General features: G+C 59.6%; 17 protein-coding genes. 7 read left to right on the forward strand and 10 right to left on the reverse strand.

Going from position 1 to position 18,905, the window contains the following annotated elements; genetic code table 11:
- Window positions 1–5: 5 nt before the first annotated feature.
- The gene (nirD, locus tag C2E15_RS01860) at window positions 6–335 is read right to left on the reverse strand and encodes a nitrite reductase small subunit NirD (protein ID WP_104955907.1); all 330 of its coding nucleotides are present in this window, start codon (window positions 333–335) and stop codon (window positions 6–8) included.
- A complete protein-coding gene (nirB, locus tag C2E15_RS01865; RefSeq protein WP_104955908.1) occupies window positions 332–2,875 on the reverse strand; it encodes a nitrite reductase large subunit NirB in 2,544 nt (847 codons plus the stop codon). Before nirB ends, nirD begins: the two co-directional genes overlap by 4 nt.
- 227 nt (window positions 2,876–3,102) lie before the next feature.
- On the opposite strand from nirB, the gene C2E15_RS01870 reads away from it, so the two are divergent.
- Entirely contained in the window at window positions 3,103–4,395 is a 1,293-nt protein-coding gene (locus tag C2E15_RS01870) for a cytosine deaminase (RefSeq protein ID WP_104955909.1), read from the forward strand.
- A gap of 222 nt (window positions 4,396–4,617) precedes the next feature.
- On the opposite strand, the gene C2E15_RS01875 is transcribed toward C2E15_RS01870, so the two are convergent.
- The 3 genes from C2E15_RS01875 to tsgA all read right to left on the reverse strand — a co-directional run bounded on the left by C2E15_RS01875 (window position 4,618) and on the right by tsgA (window position 9,349).
- Window positions 4,618–5,634, reverse strand: coding sequence for an ABC transporter substrate-binding protein (locus tag C2E15_RS01875; protein ID WP_104955910.1), 1,017 nt, complete (start codon window positions 5,632–5,634; stop codon window positions 4,618–4,620).
- 14 nt (window positions 5,635–5,648) lie between these two features.
- Window positions 5,649–7,769: a TonB-dependent receptor gene (locus C2E15_RS01880; protein ID WP_104955911.1), complete on the reverse strand. Its 2,121-nt coding sequence runs from the start codon at window positions 7,767–7,769 to the stop codon at window positions 5,649–5,651.
- A 398-nt stretch (window positions 7,770–8,167) separates the two neighbouring features.
- Window positions 8,168–9,349: an MFS transporter TsgA gene (gene tsgA / locus C2E15_RS01885; RefSeq protein ID WP_104955912.1), complete on the reverse strand. Its 1,182-nt coding sequence runs from the start codon at window positions 9,347–9,349 to the stop codon at window positions 8,168–8,170.
- A gap of 277 nt (window positions 9,350–9,626) precedes the next feature.
- Between tsgA and ppiA the strand changes: the two genes are divergently transcribed.
- The 5 genes from ppiA to argD all read left to right on the forward strand — a co-directional run bounded on the left by ppiA (window position 9,627) and on the right by argD (window position 12,991).
- Window positions 9,627–10,199 carry a peptidylprolyl isomerase A gene (gene ppiA / locus C2E15_RS01890; protein WP_104955913.1) on the forward strand — a complete coding sequence of 191 codons (573 nt, stop codon included), beginning with the start codon at window positions 9,627–9,629 and terminating at the stop codon, window positions 10,197–10,199.
- Between the two features lie 99 nt (window positions 10,200–10,298).
- On the forward strand, window positions 10,299–10,469 hold the full coding sequence (locus tag C2E15_RS01895) for a YhfG family protein (protein ID WP_104955914.1): 171 nt from the start codon (window positions 10,299–10,301) through the stop codon (window positions 10,467–10,469).
- Window positions 10,459–11,052: a putative adenosine monophosphate-protein transferase Fic gene (locus C2E15_RS01900; protein ID WP_104955915.1), complete on the forward strand. Its 594-nt coding sequence runs from the start codon at window positions 10,459–10,461 to the stop codon at window positions 11,050–11,052. The genes C2E15_RS01895 and C2E15_RS01900 overlap by 11 nt, the downstream gene beginning before the upstream one ends.
- Window positions 11,053–11,093: 41 nt before the next feature.
- Window positions 11,094–11,681: an aminodeoxychorismate synthase component II gene (locus tag C2E15_RS01905; RefSeq protein ID WP_104955916.1), complete on the forward strand. Its 588-nt coding sequence runs from the start codon at window positions 11,094–11,096 to the stop codon at window positions 11,679–11,681.
- Window positions 11,682–11,767: 86 nt separating this feature from the next.
- On the forward strand, window positions 11,768–12,991 hold the full coding sequence (gene argD, locus C2E15_RS01910) for a bifunctional acetylornithine/succinyldiaminopimelate transaminase (protein ID WP_104955917.1): 1,224 nt from the start codon (window positions 11,768–11,770) through the stop codon (window positions 12,989–12,991).
- 152 nt (window positions 12,992–13,143) lie between these two features.
- Here argD and C2E15_RS01915 read toward each other — a convergent pair whose 3' ends face one another.
- Window positions 13,144–15,219, reverse strand: coding sequence for a YccS/YhfK family putative transporter (locus tag C2E15_RS01915; protein WP_104955918.1), 2,076 nt, complete (start codon window positions 15,217–15,219; stop codon window positions 13,144–13,146).
- A 62-nt stretch (window positions 15,220–15,281) separates the two neighbouring features.
- Window positions 15,282–15,914 (reverse strand): cAMP-activated global transcriptional regulator CRP, encoded by a 633-nt coding sequence (crp, locus tag C2E15_RS01920; RefSeq protein WP_013510795.1) that lies wholly within the window; start codon window positions 15,912–15,914, stop codon window positions 15,282–15,284.
- Between the two features lie 299 nt (window positions 15,915–16,213).
- Between crp and C2E15_RS01925 the strand changes: the two genes are divergently transcribed.
- On the forward strand, window positions 16,214–16,621 hold the full coding sequence (locus C2E15_RS01925; protein ID WP_104959045.1) for an OsmC family protein: 408 nt from the start codon (window positions 16,214–16,216) through the stop codon (window positions 16,619–16,621).
- 7 nt (window positions 16,622–16,628) lie between these two features.
- On the opposite strand, the gene C2E15_RS01930 is transcribed toward C2E15_RS01925, so the two are convergent.
- From C2E15_RS01930 to C2E15_RS01940, 3 genes are all read right to left on the reverse strand, one after another.
- On the reverse strand, window positions 16,629–17,498 hold the full coding sequence (locus C2E15_RS01930) for a phosphoribulokinase (protein ID WP_104955919.1): 870 nt from the start codon (window positions 17,496–17,498) through the stop codon (window positions 16,629–16,631).
- Between the two features lie 127 nt (window positions 17,499–17,625).
- Window positions 17,626–17,844, reverse strand: a complete 219-nt coding sequence (locus C2E15_RS01935; protein WP_104955920.1) for a YheU family protein — start codon at window positions 17,842–17,844, stop codon at window positions 17,626–17,628.
- Between the two features lie 3 nt (window positions 17,845–17,847).
- The gene (locus tag C2E15_RS01940; protein ID WP_104955921.1) at window positions 17,848–18,843 is read right to left on the reverse strand and encodes a hydrolase; all 996 of its coding nucleotides are present in this window, start codon (window positions 18,841–18,843) and stop codon (window positions 17,848–17,850) included.
- Window positions 18,844–18,905 lie beyond the last annotated feature (62 nt).

The raw sequence follows: 18,905 nt of genomic DNA on the forward strand, positions 1-18,905 counted from the left end.
CGGCGTCAGTCGCAGGCGACTTCCACCTTGCCTTCCCGTACTCGTACCGGCCAGCTGCGAACGGAGTGCGCGGCGTCTTCCATGCAGAGCCCGTCGCGCAGCCGGAAACGCTGTTTTTTCAGCGGGCTGGCGACCCACAGCTCTTGCTGATGCTCAGCGATGATGCCGCGCGACAGCACGCTGGCCTGGGCGAAGGGATCGATGTTGCTGATGGCGTACAGGGTTTCATCCGCGCGCGGACGGAAGATAGCGACCTGTTCGCCGTTCACCAGCGCGCAAACGCCGGTTGCGGGCAGAATGGCCTCTACTTTACAGACGGGTTGCCAGCGGCTCATGCCTGTTCCTCCTCTTCAACCAGTTTCACTTCAATGCGCTCATAAGGGCGGGCCGGACGATGCTGTCCGCGCTCTTCCACCATCTGTACCAGCGGATCGCGCTGCGGGCTATTGATAAAGTGCGCGAAGCGCGCCTGGCGTTCAGGCTGATCGAGCGTTGCCTGCCATTCGCATACCACGCGGCTGCGCAGCTGCGTCATTTCCGCTTCCAGCTGATCGTTGATGCCCAGCTTGTCGTCGATAATGATGCTGCGCACATAATCGATGCCGCCTTCCAGGCTTTCCAGCCACAGGGAGGTGCGCTGCAGTTTATCGGCGGTGCGGATGTAGAACATCATAAAGCGGTCGAGATAGCGCACCAGCGTCTCTTTATCGAGATCGGCCGCCAGCAGGTCGGCATGGCGTGGTTTCATGCCGCCGTTACCGCAAACGTAGAGGTTCCAGCCTTTATCGGTGGCGATGATGCCGACATCTTTGCCCTGTGCTTCGGCGCATTCACGCGTACAGCCGGAGACGCCGAACTTCATTTTGTGCGGCGTGCGGATGCCTTTATAGCGGTTTTCCAGCTCAATACCGAAGCCGAGGCTGTCGCCGACGCCGTAGCGGCACCAGGTGCTGCCGATACAGGTTTTCGCCATACGCAGCGCTTTGGCGTAGGCATGACCGGTTTCAAAGCCCGCCGCGATCAGCTGGCGCCAGATGGCCGGCAGGTCATCTTTCTGTGCGCCGAACAGGCCGATGCGCTGCGAGCCGGTGATTTTGGTGTACAGGTTATACTGGCGCGCGATCTGCCCGATGGCCACCAGCCCTTCGGGGCTGATCTCGCCGCCGGCGGAGCGCGGGATCACTGAATAGGTGCCGTCTTTCTGGATATTGCCAAGGAAATTGTCGTTGCTGTCCTGCAGCGGCGTATGCTGCGGCTTCAGCACATAGTCGTTCCAGCAGGAGGCGAGCAGGGAGCCGACGGTCGGTTTACACACTTCGCAGCCGTAGCCCTGGCCATATTTGCGCAGCAGCTCGTCGAAGCTCTTAATGCCTTCCACGCGGATCAGATGGTAAAGCTCCTGACGCGACCAGGCGAAATGCTCGCACAGGTGGTTGTTGACTTCGATGCCCTGGCGGCTCAGCTCGGCGTTCAGCACCTGCGTGATCAGCGGGACGCAGCCGCCGCAGCCGGTGCCGGCGCGGGTTTCGGTTTTAATCGCGGCGACGGTATGACAGCCTTTCGCCACCGCCTGAATGATATCGCCTTTTGATACGTCAAAGCAGGAGCAGATCTGCGCGCTGTCCGGCAGCGATTCAACGCCCAGCGCCGGTTTTTCACCGCCGGCGTGGGAAGGCAGGATCAGACTGTCAGGATGTTCCGGCAGCTTAATCTGGTTCAGCACCAGCTGCAGCAGCTGACCGTAGTCGCTGGTGTCGCCGACCAGCACCGCGCCCAGCAAATACTGGTTATCGGGGCTGACGACCAGACGTTTATAGACGCCGCTCTGCTCATTAAGATAAACATAGCTACGCGCGCCCGGCGTGCGGCCATGTGCATCGCCGATGCCGCCGACGTCCACGCCCAGCAGCTTCAGCTTGGCGCTCATGTCCGCGCCGCTGAAGCGGTTGTCGCGCCCCAGCAGATGATCGCTGGCGACCTGCGCCATTTTGTAGCCCGGCGCCACCAGGCCGAAAATTTTCTCATTCCAGGCGGCGCATTCGCCGATAGCGTAGATATCCGGGTCGGCGCTCTGGCAGACATCGTTGATCTGGATGCCGCCGCGCGGGCCTACCGGCAGATCGCACTGGCGGGCCAGCTTGTCCTGCGCGCGGATGCCGGTGGAGAAGACGATAAAGTCGACGTCGAGGCTGGTGCCGTCGGCAAATTCCAGCGTTTTGCCAACCGCATGATGCGCAATGTTCTGTGTATTTTTGCTGGTATGAACCCGCACGCCCATCTGCTCGATTTTCTGGCGCAGCTGGTTGCCACCCTGTACGTCCAGCTGTTCAGCCATCAATACCGGCGCGAACTCGATGACGTGGGTTTCCACGCCGAGGTTTTTCAACGCGCCTGCCGCTTCCAGCCCCAGCAGGCCGCCGCCGATCACCGCGCCGCTTTTGCTGCGGCGCGCGCACTCTTCAATCGCGTTCAGATCTTCAATGGTGCGGTAGACGAAGCAGTCCGGGCCGTCAGAGCCTTTGATCGGCGGGATCCACGGATAGGAGCCGGTAGCGAGGATCAGTTTGTCATACTGCACCGCGCGGCCGCTGCTGGAGTGGATCACTTTTTCCTTGCGGTTAAGGGTGATCGCCCGCTCGCCGAGCAGCACGTGAACGCCATGTTTTTCATAATAGCCTTCGCGCACCAGCGAGAGCTCTTCAGCGGTATGGTGGGAAAAGTATGCGGAGAGATGGACGCGGTCATAAGCCACACGCGGTTCTTCACAGAAGACGGTAATGTCGAACTGGCCCGGTTCGGCTTTATCGATCAGTTCCTCAATGAAGCGGTGGCCAACCATGCCATTACCAATGATGGCGAGTTTGACAATGCTCATTTTTGCCTCAAATTTGATCTAATTGGGGCAACAATAGCGCGATTGTTAGCAAGCTTATTGATGTGCGTCAATTGACGCGCAAAATACTCCTTTGGTGGTATATTGTTGATTTGCGGAGTATTTTATTAACTCAAAGAGTATCCGCTACTTAGCGCAAAGTGCAACTTTCTTCCGCTGCGCTAAATCGTGTTAGCCTGATTTCAGCCTTCTAATACTAAGGAGCCGATATGGCAGCCAGTGAACTGCGCAGCATAAACCATTTGCGTTTGCCGGGGCGAGACGGCCTGTGGCAAATCACCATCGCCAACGGCAAGATCGCCCGTATAGCGCCGCAGTCCGCGCGCGTTGAGGGCGATGAAACGGCGCTGGACGCCGAAGGCGGCATCGCCTGGCCGCCCTTTGTCGAGCCGCATATTCATCTGGATACCACGCAAACCGCCGGCGAACCGGCGTGGAATCAGTCAGGCACGCTGTTTGAAGGCATTGAACGCTGGGCCGAGCGTAAGGCGCAGCTAACCGTCGAGGACGTAAAACAGCGCGCGAGACAAACCCTGAAATGGCAGATTGCCCAGGGCGTGCAGTATGTACGCACCCATGTCGATGTCTCCGATCCCAGTCTGGTCGCGCTGCGGGCACTGCTGGCGCTGAAACAGGAGATGGCGCCCTGGATCACCCTGCAGCTGGTCGCTTTCCCGCAGGAGGGCATCCTCTCCTACCCCGACGGCGCGGCGCTGCTGGAAGAGGCGCTGCGGCTGGGCGCCGACGTGGTCGGCGCTATCCCGCACTATGAGTTTACCCGTGAGTATGGCGTGGAATCGCTGCATATCGCCTTCGCGCTGGCGCAGAAGTATCAGCGCCAGGTCGACGTACACTGCGACGAGATCGATGATGAGCAGTCGCGCTTTGTGGAAACCGTAGCAGCGCTGGCGCATCGGGAAAAGATGGGCGCGCGCGTCACCGCCAGCCATACGACGGCGATGCACTCCTATAACGGCGCTTATACGTCGCGCCTGTTTCGGCTGCTAACACTCTCCGGCATCAACTTTGTCGCTAACCCGCTGGTTAATATTCATCTGCAGGGGCGCTTCGACGACTATCCGAAGCGGCGCGGCGTGACGCGCGTCAAAGAGATGCTGGCGGCGGGGGTAAATGTCTGTTTCGGCCATGATGACGTGTTCGATCCCTGGTATCCGCTCGGCACCGCCAGCATGCTGCAGGTGCTGCATATGGGGCTGCATGTCTGTCAGCTGATGGGCTATGAGCAGATCGACCACGGGTTAAACCTGGTGACACACCATAGCGCGAAAACGCTGCAGCTGGAGGATTACGGCATTCAGGTCGGCAACAGCGCCAACCTGATGATCCTGCCGGCGGAGAGCGGTTTTGATGCGGTGCGGCGTCAGGTCACCGCACGCTACTCGGTGCGCCAGGGCAGCGTTATCGCCGCCACCGAGCCGGCGCGGACGCAGATTTGGCTGCCGGAAGCGGAAAAGGTCGATTTCCGGCGTGCCGCGCGTTAAAGCGCCCCGCAACAGCACCGACGACCCGCGCGTTAAAGCGCCCCGCAACAGTACTGTCGCCCCGCGAATCAAAGCACTCAGCCGCGGCTCCGGCGGCAATTCACGTGTTTGAATGTTTCGCAACGGCGGCGGCGTGGTGGGATAAGGCCGGTTTCTGATATAAGCGACTTACGCCGGCGGCGGCGCGCGGTGGGTTTATCCGCGCTTCTTTATATCAGACGTTCACGCCGGCGGCAGCGCCTGCAAAATGCGCTGCGCTTCGGCGGCGGTCAGCGGATAGTCATAGAACTGCCGGTAAAATGCCCGGGTGGCCTCGATAAGATTCAGATCGGCGAACAGCGCCGGGTGTAGCCGCCTTGCTGCCCACTGGATCTGCAGCGCGACCTCGGTGCCGTAGCGATCCCAGGGAAACACGCCCGCCGGATCCTGCCACACGCGTTGCTGTTTAACCGCCGTGATGCTGCCGAACAGCGCTGCGTAGTCCGAATCCGCCAGGCTGCCGGCGCCGGCGCCGATGATAATCACATCCGGATCCCAGCGGATAACCTGCTCCGGCGAGATGGGCCGCATATTGCCCTTTATCGTTGCCGCCGCGTTGCGCCCGCCCGCCAGTGTGATCCAGCTGTCGATCAGCGTGTCGCGGCCGTCCACCTTAAGCGGATGGAGCGACTGGATATGCAGCACGCGTGGACGCTGATCCTGCGCCAGCGCGCCGGTTTTAGCGCCAATGGCGGCGATCTGGCTATCAAGATAGCGGTTGTAGGCCGCCGCCCGCGTGCGCGCCTGCTGCGTGCCGATCACGTCGGCGGTGGTCAACAGCGAACGCTTCATCGAGGCGAAATCATCGAACTGCATCGCCAGCACTGGCAGGCCCGCCAGACAATATGAATCCGCGTCCGGATCGTTGGCCGGGACGAAAACCGCATCCACCTGCCGCGCCACCAGCGCCTCGCTGGAGAAGGTTTTGCCATGGGCCTGCAGCGCCCGGTTAAGCGACGGCTGCACTTTAAACATCCACGGACGATCCGCCGGATGGTTCACCGTGGCGACGATACGGTCGCCCGCGCCGAGGGTCATCAGCAGCGAATGGTGCGCGTACCAGGCATCGGCGATATGAGTCGCCGGCCCGGCCAGCGCGACAGGTTTACCGCTGTCATCCGTCACGGTTTGCGCCGCGCCGGCGTGGCTTAGCAGCAACAGCGACAGCGCGGCGCTCAGCTGGCGCAGCAGGGTTCTCATTGTTTAGCTCCCGATCAGAAATTGAGTTGCATGGAGATTTGCGCCATACGCGGCTCGCCCAGCTGTGCGCTGGCATAACCGGCGCCGCTATAGCCGTTAAGGCCGCCGGGCACGATATTGGTCCAGTAGTGGCGGTTGGTCAGGTTGGTGATGTCCAGACGGAAGGTGGCGGCGGTGTTGAACAGCCGGGTTTGGTAGGCCGCACCCGCATCCAGCGTGGTGTAGCCGCTGACCCAGCCTTCATTCTGGTTATCGGTGGCGCGGCGCCCCACGTAGCGCATGCCGCCGTGAATATCGACGCCGCTCAGCATCGGCAAATCGTACGCGGCGAACAGGCTGGCGGTGTAGCGGGGCAGGCCGACGATCTGCTTATTCTCTGTCTGCGCGCTGGCGGTGCTGAGCAGGCGCGGATCGAGCCAGCTCATACCGCCATAGAGATGCAGACGATCGCTGAGATCGCCGTCCGCCATCAGCTCCAGACCGCGGTTGCGCTGCTCGCCGTCCACCGCGTAGTCGCCACTGGCGTTGGTATAGGCGAAGGGGCGCTTGATCTGGAATAGCGCGGCGGTCAACAGCAGTTTATTGACCGCCAGTTTGCTGCCGATCTCCACCTGACGGCTGCGGTACGGCGCCAGCATCGTACCTGCGTTATTGGCGGCGGCGGGCGCGGTGTCGCCCTGCTGCAGGCTATCGGCGTAGCTGACGTAGAGCGTCAGCGGATCGACCGGCTTCCAGCTCAGGCTGGCCGAACCGCTAAAGCCGTGGTCAGAGGCGCGGCTGCTGCGGCTACCGTTTTTCGCATAGTTGGATGCGCTAAGCAGGCTTTCGCTGCCCGCCAGCAGCAGGCTCCAGCGCGGCGAAAATATCAGGTTGTCGCTCAGCAGGAACGCGTGCTGGGTGGCGGTGGCGGAGTGGTAGCGACGGGTGAAGTCGGGGTAGTCCGGGCGGCCGAAGGCCTGTGGATCATCCAGCGAGGCGCTGCCCAATGTCGTGGTGGCGCCCTGCAGCGGATTGAGGTTTTTCCAGACGAAGCCGCGCACGCCGGTGGCGATCTGCTGCCTTAGCCAGCCGTTTTCCACTTCGCCGTTCAGGTTCGCCATATAGCTGTTAATGGTAAAACGGCTGGCGGTCGCTGAAGAGGTGGTGGTGGTGTAATGACCGCGATTGTCGGTAAAGGTGTTGGTCACCGCCGTGGATTCGCGATCGGCGATTTGACGCAGCACGCCCGCTTCGCCCTGCCAGTTGCCGTCAACGTCATGTTTGAGATGCAGGCTGGCCGTCAGCGTATGGTTATCGTTGCCGGCGTAGGCCTGGCCAAGATGCGCGGTGGTCGGGTCGGGCGCGACGGGAAAGCGCAGCCCCTTGCCGAGCGCGAATTTGCCCGGCAGCCCTTTCTCATAAAAGTGGTAGTAACTAACGTTGCTCTCCAGCACCGTCCGATCTGTCAGGGTGGCATCAAGCGCCAGACTGAAAAGCTGGCGGCGTTTCTTGCTCTCCCTGACGTAGCCCTCACCCTCGTCATCCAGCAGGTTGAGGCGATAGCGCAGCCGATCGTTGCTGTCCAGCGGGCCGCTGAAGTCGCCGGCCGCCAGATGGCTGAGGCCGGTGCCGCCGCCCAGCGTCAGGCTGCGCTGCGGCGTATCGCTGGCGCGCTTGCTGACGAAATTAAACAGCCCGGCGGGGTTGGCCGGGCCGTAGAGCGAACCGGCCAGTCCGTTCAGCACTTCGATATGATCGAACTGTTCAGCGGCGTAGTCGGTGGTGGAGACGACATTAAGGCCGTCAATCATGCTGTTTTGCACCACGCTGCCCTGCATGCCGCGCGTCTGCGGGCGGGCACCATCGCCCTGCACCGACGGCATATAGCGATAGAGATCGCTGACGCTTTTGCGCTGTTGGCTTTTCATCAGCTGCGGTGAAAGGGTCTGTACTGCCCAGGGCGTGTTGCGGATCTCCTGCGAACCCGTATTGCCCAGCGTGGCGGTTTTATCCACGGACGATGGCGGCTGAGCGGGGGCGGCGGTTACGGTAAGAGCGGGTTGTTCGCCGACATTTTCCGTTGCCGAGGCGGCGGCCGTCAGCAGCAGCGCGCAGGCGGCGGCAGATTTTTTCAGGTTGGAACGTAGTGTGGACATCTCTTTTCCAGCAGGACTCACGGAAGAGTCAGGGAGGGTCAATATTTCGTTATGTTGTGAATTATATAACGATGGGTGAAATTTACATAGCCTTTAGCGGCGTGCTGGTGCCGGGAGGGCACAGCGAGCGTTATTGACGCGACGAGGGAGCGCGGCAAAAGAGGGAGCGCGGCAAAAGAGGGAAAGCAGCAGAAAAAGGGAAAGCGGCAGAAAGAGGGACAGGAACAGGAAGAGGGAAAGCGGCAGAAAGAGAGACAGTAACAGGAAGAGGGAAAACGGCAGCAACAGGGAGAGCAGCAGCAAGAGGCAATGCGGTTGAAAGAGCAAAATCGAACAAAAGAAGGAGCGCAATAAGAAGAGGGAAAGCGGGCGAAACCGGCAGGTTTCGCCCGGGGCAATCAGTGTCCGGCGTGGCCGTTCTGGCGATGCTTAGTAACAAAGCCCAGCAGCAGACACATAACAAACACCACGGCGTAGAGACCGTTGGCGGTCGCCAGCGCCGCGTGCGCGCCGCCTTTGGCGACGATCGGGCCGGTTACCACGAAGGTCAGCATGGTGCCCACGGTGCCGCAGGTCAGGATAAAATTGACCAGCTTCGGCGAAGAGACTTTGGTCTGCTGCGAGCCGAGGGTAATGATGGTGGTGTAAATCGCGCTGGAGAAGAAGCCCAGGCCGATAATGATCCACTTCAGCATGCCCGGCTCGTTGCTGCTGACGAACCAGTACATCAGCAGGGTCGCCAGCGCGGCCAGCACCATCAAAATACGCTGCAGATCGAAGAAGCGCAGGATCACGCTGAACGCCCACATGCCGATCATATAAGAGGTCCAGAAATTACCCACCAGCTGACCGGCGGCGCTGATATCCATACCCATCGATTTCGTGGCGTATTCCGGCACCCAGGAGATAAAGCCCAGCTGGCCCAGGATATAGCAGAGCGCGGCGATGGAGAGCAGCAGCACGCCGATGCCCCATTTCTCTTTAACCACCGGCTGCGCGTCATGCTGCTTCTTGCCCAGCACCGGAAATTCAACAGTCAACGTCAGCAGGAAAATCGCCAGGTAGATCACGCCGATGCAGACATAGACCCAGTACCAGGGCAGATGGCGCGCCAGCAGCATGCCGGCGATCACCGGGAAGACGGTGCCCGCCATGCTGAAGAAGGAATCGGTAAACAGCAGGCGCGATCCGCGCTGACGGCCTTCATAAATATGGGTGATCAGGAAGGTACCGATCGACATGGTAATGCCGCTGACTACGCCCAGCACAAACATACAGGCGGAGAAGATCGCCAGGCTATGGCTGGTCATCAGGCCCAGTACGGCCAGTACCATCAGCACGAAGCCGAAGATCAGCTGACGCTTCAGCGGCACGATCTCCATCAGCCAGGCGTTAAGGAATACCGCAACCAGAATACCGGTATTGAGGAAGGTGAAGGTGTTGCTCATTTCAGAAACCGGAAGCTGGAAATAGTTAGCGATATCGCCTAACACCATCCCGGTGACAATGACCAGTGCGCCGGTGAGCGCATAGGAAAAGAAACTGATCCACGTCAGTCCAATGCGGTTACGATTTGTCATAGTTGGGGAACCTTGAGCCTAAGGGAGCCTGTCTGAAGCAGCACAGGGGGTAGTCGACGGGAAGTGTAAAGAAATTTCATCCGCGATCAAACTAACGATGAAATTACCTTCATTCATTTCATCAATACTGTGATGTCAGTCACCCTTTAACCGGCGCACGTTAACGTTTGCGCAGCATGGCGCGCTAAGTAAATAAAGGTAAAACGCTGGCTCTTGCTCAGCAGGCTCTTTACAATCAATTTCGTTTTGATTTTGTGGCCTCAGTAAGGAATCATTCATGGTGAAACGTACTTTGACAGCGGTTGCGGCACTCTTCGCGCTGTCCACTTTTTCCGCTCCTGGTTTTGCTGCACAGGGCGATACGCACGTCCTCCTGACCACCTCCGCCGGTAATATCGAACTTGAACTGAATAACCAGAAGGCGCCGGTGTCGGTGAAAAACTTCGTCGATTACGTCAACAGCGGTTTCTACAACAACACCACTTTTCATCGCGTGATCCCCGGCTTTATGATCCAGGGCGGCGGCTTCACCAGCGATATGCAGCAGAAGCCGGTTAACGCCCCGATTAAAAACGAAGCGGATAACGGCTTGCGCAATACGCGCGGCACTATCGCCATGGCGCGTACCGCCGAGAAGGACAGCGCGACCAGCCAGTTCTTCATCAACGTTACCGACAATGCCTTCCTTGACCATGGCCAGCGCGATTTCGGCTACGCCGTTTTCGGCAAAGTGGTGAAGGGGATGGAGGTCGCCGACAAGATCTCTCAGGTGCCGACCAAAAATATCGGCCCTTATCAGAACGTACCCAGCAAGCCGGTCGTGATCCTCTCCGCGAAAGTCCTGCCGTAATTCTTATGCCGTCGCCTCTGCGGCGGCCATCTCCTCCCCTCAGCAGATCGGCGTTTTGCTGCTTATACTTAGGTCATTCATTCCCTGACCGGAGGCAGTATGCCAACAAAACTGACCGAAAAGCAGAAGGCGACGCTGTGGCAACGGCGACGCAACGCCAACTTTCTGGCCAGTAGCAAACTGGAAGGCTTATCTTTTGTCGAAGTGACGCTGGACGCCGAACAGGCTGGCGAGCGCTTACAGGCGTTACGGAGGCAGTATGGCGGCTAACGCAATGAATGGGCGCGATCCCTACTACTGGCAGAATGATGACGTGCTGCGCAACCGGCTGGATATCCATGATGCCGCTCAGTTGCAGAAGGCAGAAGTGGCCTTTACTTCGCTGCGCGCCGCAACCCTCGAACTGGGGCCGCGCAACCTCGGCTTCCCCTATCTTTGCGCCATCCACCGCACCCTGTTTCAGGATCTGTATGAGTGGGCGGGCGAAATCCGCGAAATCGATCTTTACCTCGGCGATACTCCCTTCTGCCACTTTGAATATATTGAAAAAGAGGGCAACGCGCTGATGGATGCGCTGGAAGAGGAGAACGGGCTGGCCGATCTGCCTTTCGAACAATTTGTCGCGCGTCTGGCGCACTACTACTGCGAAATCAATATGCTGCACCCGTTTCGCGACGGCAACGGTCGCGCGCAGCGTCTTTTCTTCGAGCAGTTGATCATTCACGCCGGCTACGATATCGACTGGAGCAAGACCGAACGCGATGCCTGGCTGAAGGCCAATGAAGAGAGCGTGCGTGGCGATCTGACCGGGCTGACCAATATCTTCGCCAACGTAGTGAGCGAGCCGCAGTAAGCGCGTAGAATAGCGGCGTTTTGGTTCAGCCCGGAGCAAAAATGCTGCTGCTTATCGATAATTATGACTCTTTCACCTGGAACCTGTACCAGTACTTCTGCGAGCTGGATGCGGAAGTGCTGGTACGCCGCAACGACGATATTACTCTGGCGGAGATGCAGTCGCTGCCGCTGACCCACCTGGTTATCTCTCCCGGTCCCTGCACGCCTGACGAGTCGGGCATCTCTCTGGAGGCTATCCGCGCTTTTGCCGGCAGGCTGCCGGTATTGGGTGTCTGTCTGGGCCATCAGGCGCTGGCGCAGGTATTCGGTGCCCGCGTGGTGCGCGCCCGCCAGGTGATGCATGGCAAGACTTCCGCCGTCGCCCATCAGCAGCGCGGCGTGTTTGCCGGGCTGGCGCAGCCGTTAACCGTCACCCGCTATCACTCGCTGATTGTGGAAAAAGAGACGCTGCCGGAGACGCTGGAGGTGACCGCCTGGAGCCTGCGCGACGGCGAACCCGATGAAATTATGGGACTGCGGCATAAGACGCTGGATGTCGAAGGCGTCCAGTTTCATCCGGAAAGCATTCTCAGCCAACAGGGGCATCAACTGCTGGCTAACTTCTTGCGTCGACGCGCCGGGGCGTAAGCACCGCACGAATTCGTTTGACTTATTATGCATATTTTATGATTATTTTTTCATTCATGATAAGGCAAAAACAGACGAGGTAGGGAATGGCAGCGGAAAAAATGGCGGTGACGCGGGAGACGTTCGATAAGGTAATTCTGCCTGTTTATGCACCTGCGCAGTTTGTGCCGGTGAAGGGCAAAGGCAGCCGCGTATGGGATCAGCAGGGAAAAGAGTATATCGATTTTTCCGGCGGCATCGCGGTGACCGCGCTTGGCCATTGCCACCCGGCGCTGGTGGAGGCGCTGAAAACCCAGGGCGAAACCCTGTGGCACACCAGTAACGTGTTCACCAACGAGCCGGCGCTGCGTCTGGCCAGCAAGCTGATCGCCGCCACCTTTGCCGAGCGCGTTTTCTTCGCCAATTCCGGTGCCGAAGCGAACGAAGCCGCCTTCAAGCTGGCCCGCTACTATGCGGCGACGCGCCACAGCCCCTACAAAAGCAAAATCATCGCGTTCCATAACGCCTTCCACGGGCGCACGCTGTTTACCGTCTCCGTTGGCGGGCAGCCTAAATATTCCGACGGCTTCGGACCGAAGCCGGCCGATATCGTTCATGTTCCCTTTAACGATCTGGAGGCGGTGAAGGCAGTGATCGACGATCACACCTGCGCCATCGTGGTTGAGCCGATTCAGGGCGAGGGCGGTGTAACGCCCGCCACCGAAGCCTTTATGCAGGGGCTACGCCAGCTGTGCGATCAGCATCAGGCGCTACTGGTACTGGATGAGGTGCAGAGCGGCATGGGGCGCAGCGGCAAACTGTTCGCCTATCAGCACTACGGCGTGCAGCCCGATATTCTTACCACGGCGAAGGCGCTGGGCGGCGGCTTCCCGGTTAGCGCGATGCTGACCAGCGATAAGATCGCCTCGGCGATGGCGCCCGGTGTCCACGGCACCACTTACGGCGGCAACCCGCTGGCGTGCGCGGTGGCAGAAGCGGCGCTGGATATTATCAACACCCCGCAGGTGCTGGAGGGCGTGACGGCGCGGCGTCAACGCTTTGTCGAGGCGCTGGAGGCGATCAACGCGAAGCTGGATCTGTTTAGCGAGATCCGCGGCAAAGGGTTGCTGATCGGCGCGCAGCTGCAGCCGCAGCATAAAGGCAAGGCGCGCGATATTCTGCATGCGGCGGCGGAAGAGGGGGTCATGGTGCTGACGGCGGGCACCGAGGTGATGCGCTTTGCCCCGTCGCTGGTGATCCCGCTGGCCGATATCGGCGACGGCATGGCGCGCTTCGCCCGCGCAGCGGAAAAGGTGCTGAACGCCGGCTGAACAGCGGGGACGCCGGCGCGAAGCCAGGCGGCCTATTCCGTCGGCGCGACGTAACGCTGTGCCGGCGCGATTATAACGCCATGCCGATGTGCGCAGATAGCATACCGCCCTGACGCCGGCAGGCAACACGAGCGCCTCCCGGAGGCGCTTTTTTACCCTTTGCGCAGACGGCGCACCAGCCATTTGCCGTGCTGCGGCCGCTGGCTCCAGGCGAGAGAGGAGATGGTGTGCATCACCGAAAGGTGTTCAAGGATACGTTTTACATGCCGCTCCATGATGGTGACCGCGCCCTCCTGCTCACTGACCTGGCTTTCCAGAACATTGCTCTCCTGTCCCGGCCCGTCATACTCCAGTCGCTGCTGGCAGCGCTGCAGCGCGATCTCGCACGATTGCAGATAGCGCTGCGCCAGCGCCGGCGGCAGCATGGTATGTTCCCGCGCCAGAATGGTCATGGCGTTGATATGCTCAACGATAAACTGGCTGTGCGTGACCCATAGCTGCATATCGTTAAGATAGCGAGTATTAAACGCCGGCTCCTGCATCGCCTGATTCAGCGAGTTGAATAGCGCATTGTGCGCCTGGTTGACGGCGACCCGCTGCCAGGCGAGTTTCTGCGGCGACGGCTCGTTGCCGAGCAGCATGCGCAGCGCTTCCTGATAAGCTTCCAGCGCATCGTGCGCATTCTGACGCAGCAGGCCGCTTTGCCACTGCGGCCACAGCCAGACCATACCGCCGAAAGCGATGCAACAGCCGAGCAGCGTATCCATCAGGCGCGGCAGCAAAAACTGCGCGCCGTTTAATGACAGCAGCTGCAGCGAGTAGACGCCGGTGACGGTAAAGCCGATGGTCGCCCAGCCGTAATATTTTCGGATAAACAGATAGCTGACCAGGGTAATCGCCAGCATCACCAGCAGCACCGCCGATTCCGGCACCGAAAAGCGCAGGGTGGCGGCGGCGATCACCAGCCCGGCGAGCGTGCCGGCGGCACGGTGCTGAATGCGCACGCGCGTAGCGCTGTAGCCGTTCTGGCTGACAAACATGATGGTCATTAAAATCCACCACGGTTTCGGCACGTTAAAGGCGAGCGCCAACGCGCTGCCGAACACCAGCATCACCGCAAAGCGCGCCGCGGTGCGCAGCGCGGCCGACTTTAGCGACAGGTAGCTGCGCAGCGCGGCAAACAGCGGCAGCCGGCGCTGGCGATCCGCCATTAAGTCGCGGCGGTAAAGCGGACGCTGAGTGCGCAGCACGCGGGCGATGCGGCTGAAGTGGTAGTAGCAGAAATGGCCGACGGGATTTTCCGGATGCTGGCGGGCGATTTTTTCCAGCCCCAGCAGCGGCTTTTCCATGCTGAAACGTGACGGCAGGCGATGATAAAGCATATCGTCCGCCAGCTCGCGCAGGCGGGCGGCGATGGTGCGGGCATTCCAGCGTATGACCGCTTCCGCATGGCTGCGCTCCACCAGCTTCTGCACCTCTTCCGGCTGATGCAGGCTGACGGCAATATGCTCCTGCAAATCGAGCGCTACCTGAAAGGCGCGCGTCAGGCGCTGGTGGCTGTGATCGCGGTTAGCAGCCAGCATATGCATCTGTTGATAGCAGGTATTGATCAGATCGACGGCCTTTTGCTGACGCGCCAGCAGCGGCGGCAGCGCCTTTTCCGGATCGGAAAGCTGGGTCAGCAGGGTATATTTCGCTTCGCAGTAGTCGGCCAGCTCGCGATAAAGCAGGCTAAGGCTTTCGCGCATCGGCTGCTCTTTCCACAGCCGGAACCAGCACCAGTTGAACAGGCCGTACCAGAAGGTACCGCCGATATAGAGCAGCGGCGGCGCCCAGATGGGCATGCGTCCCACCAGGCCAAGGGTGAAAATCGCGGCGATCAGTGAGGCGGGCAGAAGACGGGCGTGCAGCGGGCCGATTTCGCCGGTGACGCCCAGCAGCAGCGCCATCGCGAACAGCGTGGCGGGTAGCGGCACCTGCTGCAGCGAGAGCCACTGCACCAGAAAGCTGCTGAGTGCGAACAGCGAACCGCCGACGATCAGCCGCTTAAAAAAGCGTTTATGTGGCGTATCCAGCCCGGCGATATTGCAGCAGGCGGGCACCAGTGAAAACAGCAATCCTTTTTGCAAATCCCCCAGCAGCCAGCCGATGGCCACCGGTAAACAGAGAACCAGCGTCTGACGCAGCGCGTAGTTCACTTCAGGATGGTAAATAATTCTCCGCCACATCACCACATCACAAAAATAAACACGGCGTGATGCGGGGCATCACGCCGTGCGTTTAAATAAGCTTAACGTGTGCCGTAAACGACAATCGTTTTACCGTGAGCGGAGATCAGGTTTTGATCTTCCAGCATTTTCAAAATACGACCGACCGTTTCACGCGAGCAGCCAACAATCTGGCCGATCTCCTGGCGGGTGATTTTGATCTGCATCCCGTCGGGGTGGGTCATGGCGTCAGGCTGTTTCGCCAGGTTGAGCAGCGTCTGCGCGATGCGGCCCGTAACATCCAGGAAAGCTAAATTGCCCACTTTCTCCGAGGTAACCTGCAGACGACGCGCCATCTGGGCGGAGAGACGCATCAGAATGTCAGGGTTCACCTGAATCAACTGACGGAATTTTTTATAGGAAATTTCAGCCACTTCACAGGCGGTCTTCGCCCGTACCCATGCGCTGCGCTCCTGACCTTCTTCGAACAGGCCAAGCTCGCCAATGAAATCACCCTGGTTGAGGTAGGAGAGGATCATCTCTTTGCCTTCTTCATCCTTGATCAGCACCGCGACCGCACCTTTTACGATGTAATAGAGCGTTTCGGCCTTTTCACCCTGGTGAATCAATGTGCTTTTCGATGGATACTTGTGAATATGGCAATGTGACAGGAACCATTCGAGAGTAGGGTCTGTTTGCGGTTTGCCGAGAACCATTCGCTGTTATCCTCTGTTGTAATCGTGCCCTAAATACAGGGGGCAGTTTTCCCTGTCAGGCGTTGAAATCTTCTGGCATTTCCAGCTGGAAATTTATTCGGGAAAATTTGGCGCGCCCAGGCGTGAAAGAGTCCCGTTTTCGTTTCTTAGAACGAAAATATTACAGCTTTGTTTGTAGCACAGCTTTATCTCACTGTCTCCTGTTGTCTCGCTTCAGCTTGAGGTGAATCGGACAATTGCCGTTTCATTACTGAAAGCGTAGGCTGGCAATAAGCTGAATTATCCGGAGAGCGATGAATATGCAGGCGCGCGTAAAATGGATAGAAGGGCTGACCTTTATGGGCGAGTCCGCCTCCGGGCATCAGATCCTGATGGATGGCAATGCCGGCGATAAAGCGCCCAGCCCAATGGAGATGGTCTTGCTGGCCGCCGGCGGCTGCAGCGCCGTCGATGTCGTCTCGATTTTGCAAAAGGGGCGTCATGCGGTAAGCGACTGCGAGGTCAGGCTGACCTCGCAGCGCGCCGAGGAGGAGCCGCGCGTCTTCACGCATATTAACCTGCATTTTATCGTCAGCGGCAGCGGGCTGAGCGATAAAGCGGTGGCGCGCGCCGTCGCGCTCTCCGCCGAAAAGTACTGCTCTGTGGCGATGATGCTGGGTAAAGGTGTCGCCATCACTCACAGTTATGAGCGGGTCAACAACGCCTGAGGCGGGGCTAAATAATCTCTTTGCCTTCAATCAGCCGCTTCACCAGCGGCAGCATAATCAACTCCATCGCCAGCCCCATCTTTCCGCCCGGTACCACCAGCGTATTGATATGGGAGATAAAGGATCCCTGCAGCATCGCCAGCAGATAGGGGAAATCGATATCCTCCAGCCCGCGAAAATGGATCACCACAAAGCTTTCATCCAGCGAAGGGATCGTGCGTGCGGCGAACGGGTTGGAGGTATCCACCGTCGGCACGCGCTGGAAGTTGATATGAGTGCGCGAGAACTGCGGCGTGATGTAGTTGATGTAATCCTCCATTGAGCGCACCACCGAATCCATTACCGCCTCGCGCGAATGGCCGCGCTCGCCGGTATCGCGCACCAGCTTCTGAATCCATTCCAGATTGACGATCGGCACCACGCCCACCAGCAGATCGACCTTTTCCGCCACGTTGTGGTGCTGGGTCACCACGCCACCGTGCAGCCCCTCATAGAACAGAATATCTGTCGGCTCCGGCAACGGCTGCCAGGGGGTGAAGGTGCCGGGCACCTGGTTCCACGGCACCGCTTCGTCATAGGTATGCAGATATTTGCGTGACTGGCCGCGGCCGCTTTCGCCATATTCGACAAATGTCTGTTCCAGCAGACCGAAATCGTTCGCTTCGGGGCCGAAGTAGCTGATATGCCGCCCCGAGTCGCGCGCTTTGCGGATCGCCATATCCATTTCCGGCCGCGTATAGCGGTGGAAGCTGTCGCCTTCCAGCTCCGCGGCATGCAGATTCAGCTGCTGAAAGATTTTGCGAAAGGCAAGGCTGGTGGTGGTGGTTCCCGCTCCACTGGAGCCGGTTACCGCAATAATCGGATGTCTGGCTGACATAGACACTCTCTGGGTTAACTCAGGCGATGAGCATTGTTATCACGTTTCGCCCGGAAGTGTCATCACCACCCGCGCGGCGCGCAAAGCGAATAGTGTGACGCGCCGCACAGTGCTGACACGCCGGCCGTTAGCCGCGGAATTGCCCGCGCGGCATGATGTTCACCGTTTCATGCAGTTCCGACCAGACCAGCACCGCTTCGCCGTTTTTCAGCTGACGGCGCACATCCTCTACTTTCTCCGCCAGCGAACGCTCCTGTTCGCCATAGTCGGTGCCTTCGCGCAGCACGAAAGCTTCAATCAGGTTATCCAGCGTTTCCGGCGCCAGATCTTGCCAGGGGATCATCACAGCTCAGTTATCCAGATAAGGTGAAAGCCATTGGGGAATGCGCTGCTCCAGCCACATTTGCGGGCGGCGCAGCGTACCGGCGACAAAACCGACGTGGCCGCCATGTTCTGTCAGTTGATATTCAATGTTAGCAGGTAACCGCGTCAGATCGGGGATCACCTCGTCGGTCATAAAGGGGTCGTCCTGCGCGTGGATGATCAGCAGCGGCTTGCGTACGCCGGGCAGCAGCGGCATAGCGCTGGCGCGACGGTAGTAGTCGCCGGCGTCGAGGAAGCCGTGGGCGCGCGCAGTGATGGCGTCATCGAAATCGCGCAGGCGCTTCAGCGCGTTCAGCTGCGGCAGATCCACCGGCAGCGTGCCGGGCCAGGCGTGCAGCTTGCGGCGCGCGTTCAGCTTGAGCTGGCCCAACAGATAGCGCTGATAGACACGGGAGAAACCCTGCTCCAGCTTCGCGCTGCACGGCTCCAGCAGCAGCGGCGCGGAGACCACCACGCCCGCGTCCAGCAGGCAGGCGTCGCCCTGTTCGCCCATCAGGCAGGCGAGCATATTGCCGCCCAACGAGACGCCGACCGCCGCCGTCGGCGCCTTGCCGAAGGTGGTGCGCAGCCACTGCAAAAAGTAGCTGGCGTCGCCGGTTTCGCCGGAGTGGTAGATGCGCCCCATGCGATTCGGCACGCCGCTGCAGCCGCGAAAGTGCATCACCACGCCCAGCCAGCCGCGCTGCCGCCAGGCCTGCAGCAGGCCATGCGCGTAGGGGCTGTTGAAGTTGCCTTCCAGACCGTGGAACAGCACCACGCGCGGCTTATGGCGCGCCTGCGACGGATCTTCGCTCCAGGCGAGATCGAGGAAATCCCCGTCCGGCAGATCAAGACGCTGCCAGTAGGGCTTAAGGTGAATGCGGCGGCGAAACAGGCGCGGCAATACCGTCTGTAAATGGGGATTATGCAGCCCTTTCATAGGGATAAAGGGGTAATCACGCACGTGATTTAATTTCATCATCTAAGGCTTGTAGGATACCTGGCACGCTGATAGCTTCGACAGGTTAGCAATTTTACAGGATG

Origin of the sequence: Mixta gaviniae (assembly GCF_002953195.1) — a bacterium.
GTDB lineage: Bacteria > Pseudomonadota > Gammaproteobacteria > Enterobacterales > Enterobacteriaceae > Mixta > Mixta gaviniae.